Below are 16,887 nucleotides of genomic sequence, written 5' to 3' on the forward strand. Positions count from 1 at the left end.
TTTTATTTGATACAAATATCCGACACATTTCCAGTTTTTTAAAACCCATATTACCGAATTGTAAAATTTTACAGACGAATTGTAATTTTCTAAAAATTCACCTCAAAAATCAGTAACTTGTTATAACATTTTGCTACTTATAGCATATCATACCATTAAACCAATCCAAATATGAAACGTATTTCCATTTTATTTATCCTTTCCCTATGTATCACCTTCGCTTTTGCACAGACCGACAAGCGATTAAAGGGTATAGAAAAACAGTTCAATTCTATTTTAGAGACCAGTAAAGCACCTGGTTTTGCAGTTGCCATTGTTGAAGGCGATAAAATTGTCTATGCCAAAGGATTTGGGTATAAAGATTATGAAAAGAAATTACCAGCAGATGCCAATACCTTATATGCCATTGGATCCTCAACCAAAGCCTTTACCTCAGCTTTATTGGGCTTATTGCGTGAGGAAGGCAAACTAGATTTTGACGACAGCCCAATACAGCATGTCCCAGGATTAGAGTTTTATAATGGTGATATGAATAACAATATTATCATTAAAGACTTGATGCGCCATAGCACAGGCTTACCAAGACACGATGGTGCTTGGTACTTTTTCCCAAATAAAAACAAAGACACATTAGTGGCACGTATGAAGTATCACGAACCATTTACAGGTGTACGCCAACGTTGGTATTACAATAACTTTGGTTTTTTACTACAAGGCGTTATCACTGAGAAACTTACAGGTAAATCTTGGGAACGCAATATTGAAGAAGAATTCTTTAAGCCATTGGGTATGGACCGTTCTAAAACCAACTTGGCTGGCTGGAAAAGCTCTAGCAACATTGCCGTGGGTTACCGACTCGATGAAGATAGAATGGTTAAGAAAATGGACTATTACGACATCTCAGGCATGTCACCAGCCGGAAGCATTAACAGTAGTGTTAATGATATGAGCAAATGGATGATGTTATGGCTCAATAAAGGTAAACTTGGTGAAGAGCAGATTTTACCAGAAGATTATATACAAGAAGCTATGAGCTCGCAAATGGTTGCCGCAGCAGGTTTCCCGTCAGAGGAATTACCAGACGTACAATATGCCAATTACGGTTACGGTTGGTTTTTACACTCCTATAAAGGGCATTACTTGGTAGAACATGGTGGTAACATAGATGGTTTCTCAGCGAGCGTAGCCTTATATCCTATGGATAATATAGGTATAGTGGTACTAACCAACCAAAATGGATCTGCGGTACCACGATTAATAAGAAGCATTGCGGCAGATCATATGCTTAAGGTTGAAAAAACAGAATGGGCAGAAGAATATAAAAAGGATGTTGAAAAGGCTCTTGAAGCCCGAGCGAAAGCAGAAGATGGTGGCAAAGAAGATGCTAATGTTAAAGGGACAAAACCATCACATATTTTGCTAGACTATACTGGTTTTTACGAACATCAAGGTTATGGTAAGTTTGAGGTTGTTGTAGAAAACGATACGATGTATGCAGAGTTGGATAACAACAGACAATACCTGCACCATTACCACTATGACACTTTTGAGCTTATAGATGTTAATGATGGAAAGATTGAAGAATCTCAGATTGGTGGTGCACTAAAAGTAACGTTTACCACTAATGTGGCTGGCGATATAGATTATATGAAGGCCAATATAGAGCCTATGACAGATCCCATAGCCTTTAAACGCACACCAAATACCATAGATGTAGATGCTACCACTTTAGAGCAGTATGTAGGCCTGTACGATTTAATGGGCACCGAAATTAAAACCTATATCAAGGACGAAAACGTGCTCTATGTTTTTGTACCTGGCCAACCCGAATATGAACTGGTACCAACAGCAGAACATAAATTTAATTTTAAGACTTTAGAAGGCTTTAAAGTAGAGTTTAGAGAAACCGATGGTAAGATTAGCGAGATTAAATTTATACAGCCAAACGGCACATTTAAAGGCACTCGAAAAGAAGAATAAATATGTAAGGCTACGCATTCTAAATCTTACATTTTTATTCTAATTAAAAAGGATAAAACATAGTGGGAATAAAAACAATGTTTTTATCCTGCCGTTGTAAGTAATTTCTTTAGGATGTGAATTTTCATTTTTGATTTCAAAATTCGAACTAAAAGAGCTTTTTAAATTTAATAATATGGAAATGAAAATCTCTAAATTATTATTGGCAATTTCAATTTTGTTTATAAGCCTACAGTCTAGAGCTCAACTCAATATTGTCGTGAGCAAATCCGATTCTATAAAAAGTTTGGCTTTTAAAGTCTTTAAGGTAAAAACAAAGAATGACAAGGTAATCAAAAGTAAGCCCACAATACTTTATGATTATTATCCAATACAATATCCTTTAGCAAAGCTTTATTACAATAAACATGGACTCTTAATAAAAAAAGATAACTCTAATCAAAAAGATACTACGTATTACAATTCTAAAAATCAAATAATTAAAAAGATTCTTTATCCTGATCCTGCAAGATCAAAGGATAGTATTATCATTTATTACTCTTATGATATCCAAGGTAATATTGAAACCAAAAAGATGAAAGCTTCTGAACCAAAATTAAATTATGTATTAGATAGTAATTATTATGCATATGAATCTCTAATCGACAAGGTTTACAACAATTATTATTTATTAGAAAATGATTCAACTGGACTAAATCAATTTAAAAGTTGTAAACTAGAATTGAATAATTATTACAGATTATACAATGGTAAAAATAAATTGGTCGAAGAAAAATATTTAATAAATTCTATAAATCCATTTCCTTACAAACCAGACTCTATAATACATTCGATTAAATATCAATACAATAAAGAAAATAAGATTAGTAAAGTTACAAATATCAACAACTATATTAATTCCCTCCATAAAAATTATACATCGATAAGCACAGAACAACATAAGTATTTAAGTGATGGGTTAATCCATGATATTGAATACTTTAATGAAGGCAATTTATCTCGGAAGGGGCGAATAGTAAAAAATATTGATGGCATATTAACGAAATACACTAACCGTTGGATTTCTCCAAACCGAACAACAACATATGAATACAATTCAAAGGGAGAACTTAAACGTTACACCTTTAGTAAAAAAAATAAAATTGTGAGAAATATTACTCTTGAATACACCAGTAATAGCAGAGGGCATTGGATAAAATGTATCCACTTTGACAAAAAAAACAAACCAAACTATTTGATTGAACGAATTATTGAATATTATTAGTTTAATTAATTTAAAACTACTTACAACACCGTGCATAATTAATTGCTTGGTCACTGCCGACTTACGAAAATTCCGCTGGAATTTTCTATCTGTGATTTGTTTGCTAAATTAGTTGCTAAAATACACAGCTAACCATACACAACACCGTTGTGCGTCATACTGAAAAAGGAAACTCAAAAGAAAAACGGGATAGCCGAAAACCGACCAAAGTAGGCATTAAATAATCAGAATTATGAAAAAACTAACGAACCAACTGACTTTACTCATAACACTTTGTGCATTGACTTTTGGATTTCAAAGTTGTGAACAAAAGCAAAAGGAAGAAACTAAAGAAGTTGAAAAAGAAGTAATAGTTGAATCTGAAAAACCTGAATATTTTCTCTTACGACCAGAAGTTGAAAAAGCTTATGGATATTCCCACGCAGTAAAAATTGGAAATGATATAAAAATTTCTGGAGCTGTTAGTATGGACAATGAAGGAAATCCAACCGCAATTGGCGATATAGAACAACAAATGAAAAACTGCTATGCGGATTTGGAAAAAATATTAAAACACTATGGTTGCACATTTGACGATGTGGTAAAAGAAGACATTTTTACAACTGATATGGCACAAATGCTGGAAAAATCAGCATATCGAGCTGAAATTTATAAAAACGGGTTTCCAACTGGCTCTTGGCTTGAAGTAAAGGGATTGGCATTACCTGAATTTATGGTGGAAATCGAACTGGAAGTACATAAATCGGAATAAAAAGTACGAACGCACAACAATGGCTATAAGGAATTGCTACGTAACTACTCATAGTTGAGACCGTTGGCATTCATTGGTGGAACTCAAACAATTATTGAATATTATGAATAAGAATACAAAAGCCAGAATTTTATGGAACTTATCTTTTTTGTTTATTTTTTTAGCCGTTTGGACTATTTTACTTTTTGCATTTGATAATTTAGAAAGTCCATATAAGGGAATTATTAGTGGCGGAATTGCTGGTTTGCTGTCACCAAGAATAACAGAATATGAAACTCAATCAGGAAAACAAACCCAATTGAAATGGGTTTTTATGAAGAAAGCAATTACATTGTGAACTCAGAATTGAAAAGTAAAACCGAACTCAATACGGAATTTAGCAAGTTGCGGAATTACTCACTCAATCGGAATTGCTAAAGCCAGTTCGTTGCACTCGTGTCATTGCAATTTGCTATCTTTCATTCTAATTCGAAAACATACCCAAAACCTCTGTGATTCGTCAAAAAGAAAAACAACACCTTGATTATTTTTTAAAAAAATAAATGTCAAATAATAAAAATACAAGCTCTTATTTACAAGGTTATACCCGTTTAATTGCGGATGCAACAATAGGCATTACAGACCTAGTTGAAACCATGCACAATCGAGTTGTACATCCTCCTTTTTTACCATCAACACCAATACAACATCTGATAACCAGTATTGCTGGTATTACATATAAAAATATAAGATGGAGTACTAAACTCATAAGTAGAAGCTTGGACAATGGATTAGGGCAATTAGCTCCTGTGCTCGGAAAAATAAAAAGTACGGATAAAAAGGAAGCGATAAGCTCTGCCTTAAATGGAGTTGTGGGTGATTATTTGGAAGAAAAGGAAAACCCCTTAAAGATAACTATGCAATTCAGGCATATGTCAGAGGCAATACAACTTGATAGTAAAAGCATTGATGAGGCTTATCCAACTATCAATGGCAAAATTCTTTTGATGGTACATGGTTCTTGTATGAATGATATTCAATGGACCAGACAAGAGCACAACCACGGCACATCACTAGCAAAAGATTTAGGCAAAACACCGATTTACTTGCATTACAACAGTGGTCGCCATATTTCTTCCAATGGGAAAAATTTAAATGAATTGTTAGAAGATTTAATACTTCATTGGACGGTACCTGTAGAAGAGCTGGTTATTATTGCCCACAGTATGGGTGGTTTAGTAGTTCGAAGTGCGCTACATTATGGCCAACAACAACAAAAAACGTGGACAAAACACCTCAAGAAAATTGTTTTCTTGGGAACGCCACACCATGGTGCTCCTTTGGAACGAATAGGCAATTATGTAGATAATATTCTTGGTGCGATCCCTTATGCAAAACCTTTTGCAAGATTAGGGAAAGTTAGAAGTGCTGGTATTACAGACTTAAGATATGGTAACCTAATTGATGAAGACTGGCAGGATAATGACCGATTTGAAATAAATGGAGACCAAAGACAAAATATTCCCTTACCTCAACAGATAGAATGTTATAGCATCGCCGCTGTTACCGGAAAAGCAACAAACCCTATATCCTCCGCCATAATAGGAGATAGTTTAGTTGATGTAAAAAGTGCTTTAGGACAACACAAGAATCCTGCTAAAAATTTGGACTTTAAAGACGAAAATACTTGGGTCGCTTATGGGAATAACCATATGGATTTATTAAGCAACCCCAAAATCTACTCTAAAATAAAGGCATGGTTAGATTAATGAACAAGTACTCCTTTCTTTTATTGCTAGTATTTGTTACGAGCTGTAAAACAAAAAAACAGTACTATATTAACTCCGATAGCTTTAGTAGCAAGAAAGTATATTTTTCCTTAAAAGAAGGTTCATCTTATCAAAAAGTGAAAAAAATTGGTGAACATATAGGCAATTCAAGAGATCCAAACATTTATGATGTATTTCGAAAATCAGTGGAGGAATTATCTGAAGAAATCAATATTGACTTGTTTTATTCTCCTAAGTATATATTTCCAAATGATTCAGTCATTTCGGTAATGGCAGACATTAAAAATATAGATTGGGTATTTATTAATGGTACTAAAGCTGTAATGAACGTTAACATTGATTATATGCTTCCAGATCAAAATATTAGTATTATTGGGACAAATGAATACAAAGTCTTTCTTGCTGGCACTAAATCTGGAAATTTAAAAAATTCTCTGAAGGATGGTCACAAACAAATTTTATCCACACTTTGGGAATAAAAAACCTTAACATTCATCCGCTATGGTAAAAAGTAATTGTATAAAATTAAACTCATGAAAAAAACACTTCTCATAACACTTTTATTCATTACTATTTTAGCTTTTGAACAAACAAAAAAACAGTAACTTAAATCCTGTAACTAAAAGTTTAGATAAACCAGTTGTACTATAAGATAACCAAACACTAACCAATGATTAAATTCTTTAGAAAAATTCGTACGCAACCAATTGTATCTTTTTACATCTAAATCTAAAACTCAGTTGTTATGCAAAGATCTATTATTTTTAGCCTATTACTATTTCTATCCTGTTCGCTATACTCACAAGAACAAGCCATAAAACTCACAAAGCAGAACTCGGACAAAGAAATTATTATTAAGGAAAATAAGCGCGTTAAAATTAAGACCATGGACGGTCGCAAAATTACAGGTCGCTTAAAAATTGAAAATAATACCATTATTATAGATGAAGAACGATTTCAATTAGAAGACATCGCTGAGATGAAGCGAAATCCACTATTACTTTCTATACTCACCAGTTCCTTTTTTATATATGCAGGTGCTATTACTATTGGTCTAGGTGGACTGATTGGAGTATTGGCAGACAGCACTGCTTTTTGGCTCATAATACCTGGTGCTGGCTTGGTCTATGCTGGCATAAAATCACCCAATTTTAATCGGAAATTTAAAAATGATGGCAGTTGGTCTTTTGAGATTATAACACTTAAGAGGTAAAAGGAATCAATTTATTTTAAAATATTGATTTTATAAATACCTAATTGAATCTAAGTTGAGCTTAAAATTTTAAATAAATAACTTATTACACTAACTTTAAGCTTAACTTGATGTCATATACAATGCGTAGAATAACCTTCCTTATTTTATTGTTTGCTGCAACATTGTCTTTTGGTCAAAAAAATAATGACCAAAAAAAGACAGTGTCCATATTATTCATTGGCAATAGTCTTACCTATTACAATAATCTTCCAGAATTGGTAAAACAAACCGCAAGGGAATACAATGTTAGAGTAAAATACGAGATGGTAGCAAAACCCAATTATGCAATTGTAGACCATTGGGCAGAGGGTAAAGTGCAAAAACTAATTACTAAGAAAAAATTTGACTATGTGATTTTGCAACAAGGACCATCATCTCAATATGAAGGTAGGCAAATGCTTATAGAATCTGGTAAAGACTATAAACAACTTTGTGATAAAACCAATACCAAGCTATGTTATTATATGGTTTGGCCTTCACGAACCTATTACCACACCTATGATGGTGTAATTAAAAATCATAGAGATGCCGCAAAACTCAATGATGCTATTCTCCTACCTGTTGGTGAAGTTTGGAAAGCATATTTTGACCGAACTGACAATTTTCAATACTATGGACCAGATGGATTTCATCCGTCTTTATTAGGAAGTAAAGTAGCCGCTAGAGTCATTACTGAAAAGTTGGTTAATGAGTTAAAAAAATCAAACTGACTTATAATAATTAAGTGATTTTAAGGCAAAAAAAAGACCATCAATTCTGATGGCCTTCTTAAATCTTATAAAATTGAGTTTAGAACATTTCTCTACCTGAGAAATGAAATGCACCTTCAATAGCAGCGTTGTCGTCACTATCACTTCCGTGTACAGCATTCTCACCAATAGAAGCAGCATATAATTTACGGATAGTTCCTTCAGCAGCCTCAGCAGGATTAGTAGCACCAATTAAAGTTCTAAAATCTTCAACAGCATTATCCTTTTCTAAAATAGCTGCAACAATTGGCCCACGTGTCATATACTCCACTAATTCTGGGAAGAATGGACGCTCTTTATGTATTGCGTAAAACTCCTTTGCATCTGCAGCAGTCATTTGAGTTAGCTTCATTGCTACGATTCTAAATCCTGAAGCAGTAATTTTTTCTAATATTGCGCCAATGTGTCCTTTTTCAACAGCATCTGGCTTTAACATTGTAAATGTTCTGTTAGTTGCCATGTATCTTTTTTTAAATGTGGTGCAAAAGTAATGTATTTCTTTAATTTATCAAGTCCCTAATTTTAATAAATCTTTATCATTTCAAAAACCCAAAAACTCCACTGAGATTATAAAAAATTGTATCTTCGTCAACTATGATTAAAGCACACATCTCTGAAATAAAATCACTTTTAAAAACACCTAAGAATGTGGTTATTGTACCGCATAAAAATCCAGATGGTGATGCAATGGGTTCTACTCTAGGTTTATGTCACTATTTAATTAAATATAGTCACAATGCAGTCGTATTAGCACCTAATGATTATCCTGAGTTTTTAAAATGGTTACCTGGAGATGAAAAGGTTTTAAAATTTGATTCCCAAGTAAAAGAAAGTTCAGATCTCATTGAAAATGCCGATCTCATTTTTACATTAGATTTCAATGCCTTACATAGAGCTGGTGAAGAATATGGTGCATCCTTAAAAGCTTCGAAGGCAACAAAAATAATGATAGATCATCACCAGCAACCTGATGATTATGCTAAATATGTCTACTCTGATGTAAGTATGTCCTCTACTTGCGAAATGGTTTTTAACTTCATTGAAATGCTTGGTGATATAGAAAAAATAGACGCCACAATTGCTACTTGTTTATATGTTGGTATTATGACTGATACGGGCTCTTTCAGATTTCCATCAACAACAAGCAGAACACACCAGGTCATTGCAACACTAATTGATAAAGGCGCAGAGAATTCTGAAATTCATAACAATGTATACGATACCAATAGTTACGGACGTTTACAATTACTTGGTAGAGCAATGCAAAACCTAAAAGTGATTCCAGAAATAAGAACGGCTTACATAACACTTTCTCAAGCAGAACTAGATGAATTCAACTTTAAGAAAGGTGATACAGAAGGGTTTGTAAATTATGCCTTATCGTTAAAGGGTATCATATTCGCAGGAATCTTTATTGAAAGCAAAGCTGAGGAGATTATAAAAATTTCACTAAGAAGTAAAGGAGAATTCTCCGTTAACGAATTTGCACGTGCCCATTTTAATGGTGGTGGACATACAAACGCTGCTGGTGGACGTAGTCATACCAACTTAGAAGAAACCATTGATAAATTTATTAGTATCTTACCACAGTATAAAGAACAATTGTCCCAAAAATGAAAAACCTTTACCTCATATTAATATTGCTTGTAACGCTTGCTAGTTGCAAATCTCCAGAAGCTCGAATGCCAGAGTCAGTAAAATCTGGATCATTTCTAAAAGAGTCTGCAGAACGCAATAAAAAACTCAATGCCTTAGAACAGAAAATGATAGAATCTATAATGGAAAGTAACCCAGACAAGGATTACATAGCCTCAGAAAATGGATTTTGGTATTTCTACACAAATAAAGTTGAATCAGATACCTTGCAACCCGTATTTGGTGATGTTATTGACTTTGATTTCAATGTTTCAAACCTAGAAGGATCAGAAATATATGCATCAGAAAACAAAACCTATGTCATGGATAAGGAGGAATTATTCACAGGTCTTCGAGAAGGATTAAAACTAATGAAGCCTTCAGAAAGCGTAACATTTATTTTCCCTTCTCAAATAGCATATGGATACTATGGTGATGAAAATAAAATTGGGACTAATGTTCCATTAATATGTGAAGTAACTTTAAATAATATAAATAAAAACAATGATTAGAAAAACGTTAACAGTATTTGTTGTATTACTCGTCTTGGCTAATATTTCTTGCCAAGAACGTTACCCTGATTTAGATGATGGACTTTATGCAGAAATCATAACTTCAAAAGGTACAATGGTAGCTAAATTACACTATGATAAAGTACCAGTAACAGTAGCTAATTTCGTAGCACTAGCTGAAGGAAATCATCCTTTAGCTGAGGAACAATACCAAGGAAAACCGTTCTATGACAGTATAATTTTTCATCGTGTAATGGATAATTTCATGATTCAAGGTGGTGATCCGCAAGGTATGGGAACCGGTACTCCTGGTTATCAGTTTGCCGCTGATTTTAGTCCAGAATTAAAACATGATAAGCCAGGTATTTTGTCAATGGCAAATGCAGGTGGAATAAAAACAAATGGAAGCCAGTTTTTTATAACTGAAAGACCTTATCCACGAGGTAATTTTTACGATGAAAACGGTAATCTAAAACCTTGTGATCAGCCTAGGGTAAGTTGTCATTCAGTATTTGGGGAACTTGTTATGGGTCTTGAAGTTCAAGATTCAATTTCTAATGTAAAAGTAGCAGGCAGAAACAAACCTGTAGAAGATGTTGTAATCAAAACGGTAAATATCATAAGAAAAGGTAATGATGCTAAATTCTTCGATGCACCAAAAGTATTTGAAGAGGAGATGCCAAAAGTTGAAGCTAACTTTAATGCAATTAGAGCCGAGCAGAATAAGAAAGCTGAGGATCTAGCGAGACAAGCAAAAGTTGATTGGTTAAAGCAAAACGAAGCTCTAGATGGTCGTCGTATAGAATCTCCAACAGGAATGGCGATGATTTTTACTAAAGAGTCTAATGGAATTAAACCTAAGTCTACGGATTACGTGAATATTGATTGTGCCGGATATTTTGAAGATGGCACTTTATTCTGGACCACTATGAAAGATGTTGCAGAAAAGAATGGTCAATATAACGAGCAACAAGACAATGCAGGACAATATGCACCATTTGCTATGCCTTACAATGAAACAGCCACGCTTGTAGCAGGTTTTAAAGAAGCGATGTTAAACATGAAAATTGGTGATAAGGCAAGAGTCTTTATTCCTTACTATTTAGGATATGGTGATGCTGGTAGAGCTCCGCTAATTCCTGGTGGCACCAATCTTGTTTTTGACATTGAATTGGTAGGCCTTAAAAAATAACCTCAATCCTTATTGAAATAAAAAAGCAGCGATAACGCTGCTTTTTTATTTGCTTTATTTAACTTGCTTTAGGAATGTGCCTTAGAATTTCCAACACAAATTTCCAATATTTCTGTGTGGAAGAAATCTGTGCACGTTCGTCTGGTGAATGTGCACCTTTTATGTTTGGTCCAAAGCTTATCATATCCATTTTAGGATAATTAGTACCAAGAATACCGCATTCTAATCCTGCATGGCATGCTGCCACATGAGGTTTCTCACCATTGTTTAATCTTTCATAAATAGGAACCATTACCTTCAAAATATCTGAATCCATGTTTGGAGCCCATCCAGGATAATCACCTGATAATTCTACATTACAACCAGCTAGCTCAAAAGTTGATGTCAATGCATTTGCCAAATCCGCCTTAGAGCTTTCAACGGAACTTCGTGTTAGACAACCAATTCTAATATTACCATCTTTTACTATAACTCTTGCAATATTATTTGAAGTCTCAACCAAATCCGGAATGTCTGGACTCATACGATATACACCATTATGCGCTGCATAAAGTGCTCTAATTAATTTATCTTGAGCTTCATTTTCCATTACCATATTAGGCGTTTCAATGCTTTTAATGTTAATCTCCAAGTCTGGCTCCATGGTTTTAAACTCATGTTTTATAGTTTCGGCAAGCTTTGTTAATTGAGATAAAAATTCAGTTTCTTTAGCCTTATCAATTGCAACAACAGCATTGCTTTCCCTAGGTATTGCATTACGTAAACTGCCACCATCAATTTCATCTATTTGTAATCCAAAATTTTTGTTACCAGTATAGAGCAATCGATTCATGATTTTATTGGCATTTCCTAAACCTTCATGAATTTGCATACCTGAGTGACCACCTTGTAATCCTTTGACCTCAATCTTAAATCCAACAGCGTTATCCGATACTGAAACCACAATATAATTTCTAGTTGCTGTAACATCTACACCTCCAGCACAACCTACACCTATTTCGTCATCTTCCTCAGTGTCTAAATTCAATAATATTTCGCCTTTTAAAATACCACCTTTAAGACCTTTTGCACCTGTCATTCCGGTTTCTTCATCGATTGTAAATAGGGCTTCTAGATCAGGATGAGCAATTGTATCACTTTCTAGAATTGCCATTATGGTTGCAACACCAAGACCATTATCTGCACCAAGTGTGGTGCCTTTTGCTTTTACCCAATCTCCTTCAATAAACATATCAATGCCTTGAGTATCAAAATCAAAAACAGTATCATTATTCTTTTGGTGCACCATATCTAGATGCGATTGCATCACAATTGGCTTTCTATCTTCCATTCCTGAAGACGCAGGTTTTCTAATAATCACATTTCCAACTTCATCTTCAAGAGTTTCTAAACCTAAATTCTTGCCGAAGTCTTTCATAAATTGAATAACGCGTTCCTCCTTTTTAGAAGGTCTTGGTACCTCGTTTAAATCTGCAAACTTATTCCATAATACTTTTGGTTCTAATGCTCTAATTTCTGCACTCATATCTCTATTTTTTGTGAATTACAAAATTACAAAACCAGTTGTATTTGCAGTGGTTTAATAGACCATAAGTTTTGCTTATTTTTGAACCATGTTAAAAAACAAAAGGCTTGTTTTAATTCTTCTTTTTGGACTACAAATTCTATTGAATAATGTTTTGAAGCACTATCCAGAATTTGTTGAACGCTTTTACAGTAACGGTGTATACATATTTATTTCTAAACTTATGCGCTATACCTTTGGATGGCTACCTTTTTCAGTTGGAGATGTATTTTATACCATCGCGACAATATACATTATTAGGTGGTTAATTCTCAACCGTAAACGCATCGTAAAAGACACCTTAAATTGGGTGTTAGATATTTTAGCCACTTTGTCAATAGCTTTTATTTCATTTCATATACTTTGGGCATTTAATTATTACAGACAACCACTGAACAAATCCTTGGGTATTAAGGCGGAATACAGCACCAATGAGCTCGTTACATTTACTGAGCGATTAATTGAAAAATCCAACAGTTTTCATAACAAGTTAAGCCCTGAAGATGATTCATTAAAGATTGAAATTCCATATTCAAAAACCGAAATTTTCAATATTGTCAATAATGGTTATGATGAGTTAGCCAAAAACTATCCGCATTTAAAATATAATCCAGCTAGTATTAAAAAATCAATATATAGTATACCTCTCACGTATATGGGCTTTTCAGGTTACCTCAATCCATTTACTAACGAGGCGCAAGTAGATGGCTTAATACCAACCTATAAATTTCCTACGACCTCTTGCCATGAAGTTGCCCATCAACTTGGTTATGCTGCGGAGAATGAGGCTAATTTTATAGGTAGTTTGGCTGCGATTCATAATAAGGATGACTATTTTAAATATGCAGGCTATACTTTCGCATTGAGATATTGTTTAGCAGAATTATTTAGAAGAGATTCTGAAATCTACTACAACATTCTGCCAAGAGTGAATTATGGAATCATAAGGAATTACCAAGAGGTTCAAACCTTTTGGATGGACTACGAAAATCCATTAGAGCCATTATTTGAAAAAACATTTGATAGTTTCTTAAAAGTAAATAACCAAGCGAATGGCATGAAAAGTTATAATTATGTCGTGGCCTTATTGGTTAACTATTATGAAAACAAGACCTTGTAGTAATAAGATAAATTAATTACTACAAACGTTAAAAATTCTTAACAAAAAGAAGAGACTAATCATATATCCCTATCTTTAAACATCTTATTTAACTAACCATTTTTTTATGATTAAAATACATTTACGGCTGCTCATCTTTATGTGCAGTTTTTCGTTATTCGCACAAGATTATTTTCCAAGCAACTCTGGAGTAATTGCAAATAACACTAATTACACGGCATTGACCAATGCCAAAATCCATGTTTCAGCTTCTGAAGTTATTGATAACGGTACCCTTCTTATAAAAGAAGGAAAGGTGATTAGTGTTGGTAAATCGGTATCTATTCCAAAAAATACCACAACAATTGATTTAGAAGGTAAAGAGATTTATCCTTCATTTATTGATATTTATACCTCATTCGGAGTAAAAAAACCAAAGAGAGCTACAGGTAATTTGCCCCAATATGAAGCGAGTAGAAGTGGCTTCTATTGGAACGATCACATAATGCCAGAACAAGATGTTATGGCAAGTTTCAAATATGACGATAAGGCTGCTTCTGAAATGCACAAACTTGGATTTGGAGTAGTAAACACCCACATGCCTGATGGAATTGTAAGAGGTACAGGTGCCTTAATAGCACTCAACAATAATGCTGATAATTCCATGCGTGTCATTGATGGCGAAACTGCTCAACATTTATCGTTTAGTAAAAGTGTTGCCTCACGTCAGTCCTACCCTTCTTCATTAATGGGTAGTATGGCACTCCTTAGACAAATGTATAATGATGCTAAGTGGTATGCAGATGGGAATGTAGACACAAGAGATCTTTCATTAGAAGCATTAAACGGCAATAAAAATCTTCTTCAAATATTTGAAGCTAATGGTAGAGCGAATGTAATGCGTGCTGACAAAGTAGGAGATCAATTTAATATACAATATACCATTGTTGGTGGTGGTGACGAATATGAGCGCATCGATGAGATAAAAAGTACAAATGCTACACTTATTTTACCAATAGATTTTCAGTTAGCTTATGATGTAGACAACGCCTTTTTAGCAAAAACACTATCGCTGAGTGATATGCGCGCATGGAACCAAGAACCTCATAATCCGAGAATTCTATCTGAGAATGGTGTTACTTACGCACTAACTACGCATGGATTAAAATCTAAGAAATCCTTCAAGGATAATTTAATGAAAGCTATTGAAAGTGGTTTATCAAAGCAAAAAGCACTTGAAGCGCTCACTACAGTTCCTGCACAACTATTAGGGAAATCTAACGAATTAGGAACTTTAAAAGCTGGTAGCTATGCTAATTTCTTAATTACAAGTGGTGATATTTTTGATAAGAAAACAAAGCTTTATGAAAATTGGGTTCAAGGAACACCTCACTTTATCACAGATATGGCTATTAAAGATATTGATGGCGATTACAACTTTAAACTTGCAGGTAAACTTTATCAGCTAAAGATCTCTGGCAGTAGTTCTAAGCCAAGTGCTAAACTGGTTAGTGGTAAAAATGAACTTGGCACTAAAATGAGTTATAAAAATGATTGGGTGACCATGACATTTAAAACAGCTGATACTACTAAAACTGAATTTATTAGAATAGTAGCTTCTCCTTCAAGTGGTAAAAGCCTAAGCGGTAAAGCAACAATGCCAAATGGTAATGATTACTCTTTCTATGCAAGTAGTGAAGTTAAAAGTGCAAATGCAGAAGGAGAAAAAGGTAAAAAAGGTGAAAATGGCAAAACTAAAGATGCTTACATGAGTCCTGTGACCTATCCTAACATGGCCTATGGATTTACCGAAAATCCAAAAGCCGAAACCATCTTATTTAAAAATGCAACCATTTGGACGAATGAAGGCGATGGTGTTTTAGAGAATTCAGATCTTTTAATTAAGGATGGGAAAATAGCTAAGGTCGGGAAAGACCTAAATGCCAGAAATGCTAAAGTTATCGATGCTTCTGGTAAGCATATTACAGCAGGAATTATAGATGAACATTCACACATAGGAGCAGTTTCAATTAATGAAGGAGGTCATAACTCCTCTGCCGAAGTTACAATTGAAGACGTACTTGATGATGAAGATATTGATATATACCGAAACCTAGCAGGTGGTGTAACTTCAATTCAGATTCTGCACGGAAGCGCCAATCCAATAGGTGGCCGTTCTGCAATCATTAAATTAAAATGGGGTGAATCAGTAGAAAATTTAGTTTACGACAACTCTCCTAAGTTTATAAAATTTGCCTTGGGAGAAAACGTAAAACAATCACGCAGTAGATTTAATGTGCGTTTCCCACAATCTAGGATGGGTGTTGAACAAGTTTATATGGACTACTTCAGTAGAGCGAAGGCTTATGACGAATTAAAGAAAAGTGGCAAACCCTATCGAAAGGATACAGAAATGGAAGTGTTGGCTGAAATATTAAATAAGGAACGCTTTATCTCTTGCCACTCCTATGTACAAAGTGAAATCAATATGCTAATGAAAGTTGCTGAGAAGTTCGATTTTAACATCAACACCTTTACACATATTCTAGAAGGATACAAAGTTGCTGATAAAATGAAGGCACATGGTGTAGGTGGTTCAACTTTCAGTGACTGGTGGGCTTATAAATATGAAGTTAATGATGCTATACCTTACAATGCCGCTATAATGCATAAGGTTGGTGTTGTTACCGCAATAAATAGTGATGATGCTGAAATGTCTCGCAGATTAAATCAAGAAGCAGCAAAATCAATAAAATATGGTGGTGTAAGTGAAGAGGACGCACTTAAGTTTGTTACCCTAAATCCAGCTAAGCTCTTACATCTGGATGAACGCGTTGGAAGTATAAAAGTTGGTAAAGATGCTGATGTTGTCTTATGGTCAGATCACCCATTATCGGTTTATGCGAAGGCAGAAAAGACCATAATCGAAGGTGTCACCTATTTTGATATAGAAAAGGACAAGCAAATGCGAGAAACCATAAAAAAGGAGAAAAGCACTTTGGTTAATATGATGCTACAAGACAAAAACAAAGGATTGAAAACTCAACCTGTTAGGAAGAAGGAAAAAGTGTTACTACACTGCGACTCCATGGATTTTAACACAACTGAAAAATAATA

The 16,887-nt window shown here is 34.2% G+C and carries 15 protein-coding genes; 13 read left to right on the plus strand and 2 right to left on the minus strand.

Annotation, left to right across the window (positions count from 1 at the left end; all coding sequences use genetic code 11):
* Nucleotides 1–171 precede the first annotated feature (171 nt).
* The 8 genes from LBV24_RS09680 to LBV24_RS09715 all read left to right on the plus strand — a co-directional run bounded on the left by LBV24_RS09680 (nt 172) and on the right by LBV24_RS09715 (nt 7,729).
* Nucleotides 172–1,980, plus strand: a complete 1,809-nt coding sequence (locus tag LBV24_RS09680; RefSeq protein WP_224478446.1) for a serine hydrolase — start codon at nt 172–174, stop codon at nt 1,978–1,980.
* A 175-nt stretch (nt 1,981–2,155) separates the two neighbouring features.
* Nucleotides 2,156–3,244 (plus strand): hypothetical protein, encoded by a 1,089-nt coding sequence (locus LBV24_RS09685; protein ID WP_224478447.1) that lies wholly within the window; start codon nt 2,156–2,158, stop codon nt 3,242–3,244.
* A gap of 232 nt (nt 3,245–3,476) precedes the next feature.
* The gene (locus tag LBV24_RS09690; RefSeq protein WP_224478448.1) at nt 3,477–3,995 is read left to right on the plus strand and encodes a RidA family protein; all 519 of its coding nucleotides are present in this window, start codon (nt 3,477–3,479) and stop codon (nt 3,993–3,995) included.
* Nucleotides 3,996–4,098: 103 nt separating this feature from the next.
* Entirely contained in the window at nt 4,099–4,332 is a 234-nt protein-coding gene (locus LBV24_RS09695; RefSeq protein WP_224478449.1) for a hypothetical protein, read from the plus strand.
* 205 nt (nt 4,333–4,537) lie between these two features.
* Nucleotides 4,538–5,743, plus strand: coding sequence for a GPI inositol-deacylase (locus LBV24_RS09700; RefSeq protein ID WP_224478450.1), 1,206 nt, complete (start codon nt 4,538–4,540; stop codon nt 5,741–5,743).
* A 137-nt stretch (nt 5,744–5,880) separates the two neighbouring features.
* On the plus strand, nt 5,881–6,243 hold the full coding sequence (locus LBV24_RS09705) for a hypothetical protein (RefSeq protein WP_224478451.1): 363 nt from the start codon (nt 5,881–5,883) through the stop codon (nt 6,241–6,243).
* Between the two features lie 266 nt (nt 6,244–6,509).
* The gene (locus LBV24_RS09710; RefSeq protein ID WP_224478452.1) at nt 6,510–6,977 is read left to right on the plus strand and encodes a hypothetical protein; all 468 of its coding nucleotides are present in this window, start codon (nt 6,510–6,512) and stop codon (nt 6,975–6,977) included.
* 122 nt (nt 6,978–7,099) lie between these two features.
* Entirely contained in the window at nt 7,100–7,729 is a 630-nt protein-coding gene (locus LBV24_RS09715) for an SGNH/GDSL hydrolase family protein (protein WP_224478453.1), read from the plus strand.
* A gap of 79 nt (nt 7,730–7,808) precedes the next feature.
* On the opposite strand, the gene LBV24_RS09720 is transcribed toward LBV24_RS09715, so the two are convergent.
* The gene (locus tag LBV24_RS09720; protein ID WP_224478454.1) at nt 7,809–8,228 is read right to left on the minus strand and encodes a nucleoside-diphosphate kinase; all 420 of its coding nucleotides are present in this window, start codon (nt 8,226–8,228) and stop codon (nt 7,809–7,811) included.
* A 134-nt stretch (nt 8,229–8,362) separates the two neighbouring features.
* On the opposite strand from LBV24_RS09720, the gene LBV24_RS09725 reads away from it, so the two are divergent.
* The 3 genes from LBV24_RS09725 to LBV24_RS09735 are packed head-to-tail and all read left to right on the plus strand — an operon-like array spanning nt 8,363 to nt 11,107.
* On the plus strand, nt 8,363–9,385 hold the full coding sequence (locus LBV24_RS09725; protein ID WP_224478455.1) for a DHH family phosphoesterase: 1,023 nt from the start codon (nt 8,363–8,365) through the stop codon (nt 9,383–9,385).
* Nucleotides 9,382–9,915: a gliding motility-associated peptidyl-prolyl isomerase GldI gene (gene gldI / locus LBV24_RS09730; protein WP_224478456.1), complete on the plus strand. Its 534-nt coding sequence runs from the start codon at nt 9,382–9,384 to the stop codon at nt 9,913–9,915. Before LBV24_RS09725 ends, gldI begins: the two co-directional genes overlap by 4 nt.
* The gene (locus tag LBV24_RS09735) at nt 9,908–11,107 is read left to right on the plus strand and encodes a peptidylprolyl isomerase (RefSeq protein ID WP_224478457.1); all 1,200 of its coding nucleotides are present in this window, start codon (nt 9,908–9,910) and stop codon (nt 11,105–11,107) included. The genes gldI and LBV24_RS09735 overlap by 8 nt, the downstream gene beginning before the upstream one ends.
* Before the next feature lie 58 nt (nt 11,108–11,165).
* On the opposite strand, the gene LBV24_RS09740 is transcribed toward LBV24_RS09735, so the two are convergent.
* A complete protein-coding gene (locus LBV24_RS09740; RefSeq protein ID WP_224478458.1) occupies nt 11,166–12,632 on the minus strand; it encodes an aminoacyl-histidine dipeptidase in 1,467 nt (488 codons plus the stop codon).
* 88 nt (nt 12,633–12,720) lie between these two features.
* On the opposite strand from LBV24_RS09740, the gene LBV24_RS09745 reads away from it, so the two are divergent.
* On the plus strand, nt 12,721–13,791 hold the full coding sequence (locus LBV24_RS09745; RefSeq protein ID WP_224478459.1) for a DUF3810 domain-containing protein: 1,071 nt from the start codon (nt 12,721–12,723) through the stop codon (nt 13,789–13,791).
* Nucleotides 13,792–13,897: 106 nt separating this feature from the next.
* Nucleotides 13,898–16,885, plus strand: coding sequence for an amidohydrolase family protein (locus LBV24_RS09750; protein ID WP_224478460.1), 2,988 nt, complete (start codon nt 13,898–13,900; stop codon nt 16,883–16,885).
* Nucleotides 16,886–16,887: the final 2 nt, after the last annotated feature.

Origin of the sequence: Winogradskyella vincentii (assembly GCF_020166345.1) — a bacterium.
Taxonomy (GTDB): Bacteria; Bacteroidota; Bacteroidia; order Flavobacteriales; family Flavobacteriaceae; genus Winogradskyella; species Winogradskyella vincentii.

Bases quoted from the DNA above. Each gene is read 5' to 3' on its own strand.
- LBV24_RS09680 (WP_224478446.1), top strand. From the start codon at position 172: ATGAAACGTATTTCCATTTTATTTATCCTTTCCCTATGTATCACCTTC.
- LBV24_RS09685 (WP_224478447.1), top strand. From the start codon at position 2,156: ATGGAAATGAAAATCTCTAAATTATTATTGGCAATTTCAATTTTGTTT.
- LBV24_RS09690 (WP_224478448.1), top strand. From the start codon at position 3,477: ATGAAAAAACTAACGAACCAACTGACTTTACTCATAACACTTTGTGCA.
- LBV24_RS09695 (WP_224478449.1), top strand. From the start codon at position 4,099: ATGAATAAGAATACAAAAGCCAGAATTTTATGGAACTTATCTTTTTTG.
- LBV24_RS09700 (WP_224478450.1), top strand. From the start codon at position 4,538: ATGTCAAATAATAAAAATACAAGCTCTTATTTACAAGGTTATACCCGT.
- LBV24_RS09710 (WP_224478452.1), top strand. From the start codon at position 6,510: ATGCAAAGATCTATTATTTTTAGCCTATTACTATTTCTATCCTGTTCG.
- LBV24_RS09715 (WP_224478453.1), top strand. From the start codon at position 7,100: ATGCGTAGAATAACCTTCCTTATTTTATTGTTTGCTGCAACATTGTCT.
- LBV24_RS09720 (WP_224478454.1), bottom strand. From the start codon at position 8,228: ATGGCAACTAACAGAACATTTACAATGTTAAAGCCAGATGCTGTTGAA.
- LBV24_RS09725 (WP_224478455.1), top strand. From the start codon at position 8,363: ATGATTAAAGCACACATCTCTGAAATAAAATCACTTTTAAAAACACCT.
- gldI (WP_224478456.1), top strand. From the start codon at position 9,382: ATGAAAAACCTTTACCTCATATTAATATTGCTTGTAACGCTTGCTAGT.
- LBV24_RS09735 (WP_224478457.1), top strand. From the start codon at position 9,908: ATGATTAGAAAAACGTTAACAGTATTTGTTGTATTACTCGTCTTGGCT.
- LBV24_RS09740 (WP_224478458.1), bottom strand. From the start codon at position 12,632: ATGAGTGCAGAAATTAGAGCATTAGAACCAAAAGTATTATGGAATAAG.
- LBV24_RS09745 (WP_224478459.1), top strand. From the start codon at position 12,721: ATGTTAAAAAACAAAAGGCTTGTTTTAATTCTTCTTTTTGGACTACAA.
- LBV24_RS09750 (WP_224478460.1), top strand. From the start codon at position 13,898: ATGATTAAAATACATTTACGGCTGCTCATCTTTATGTGCAGTTTTTCG.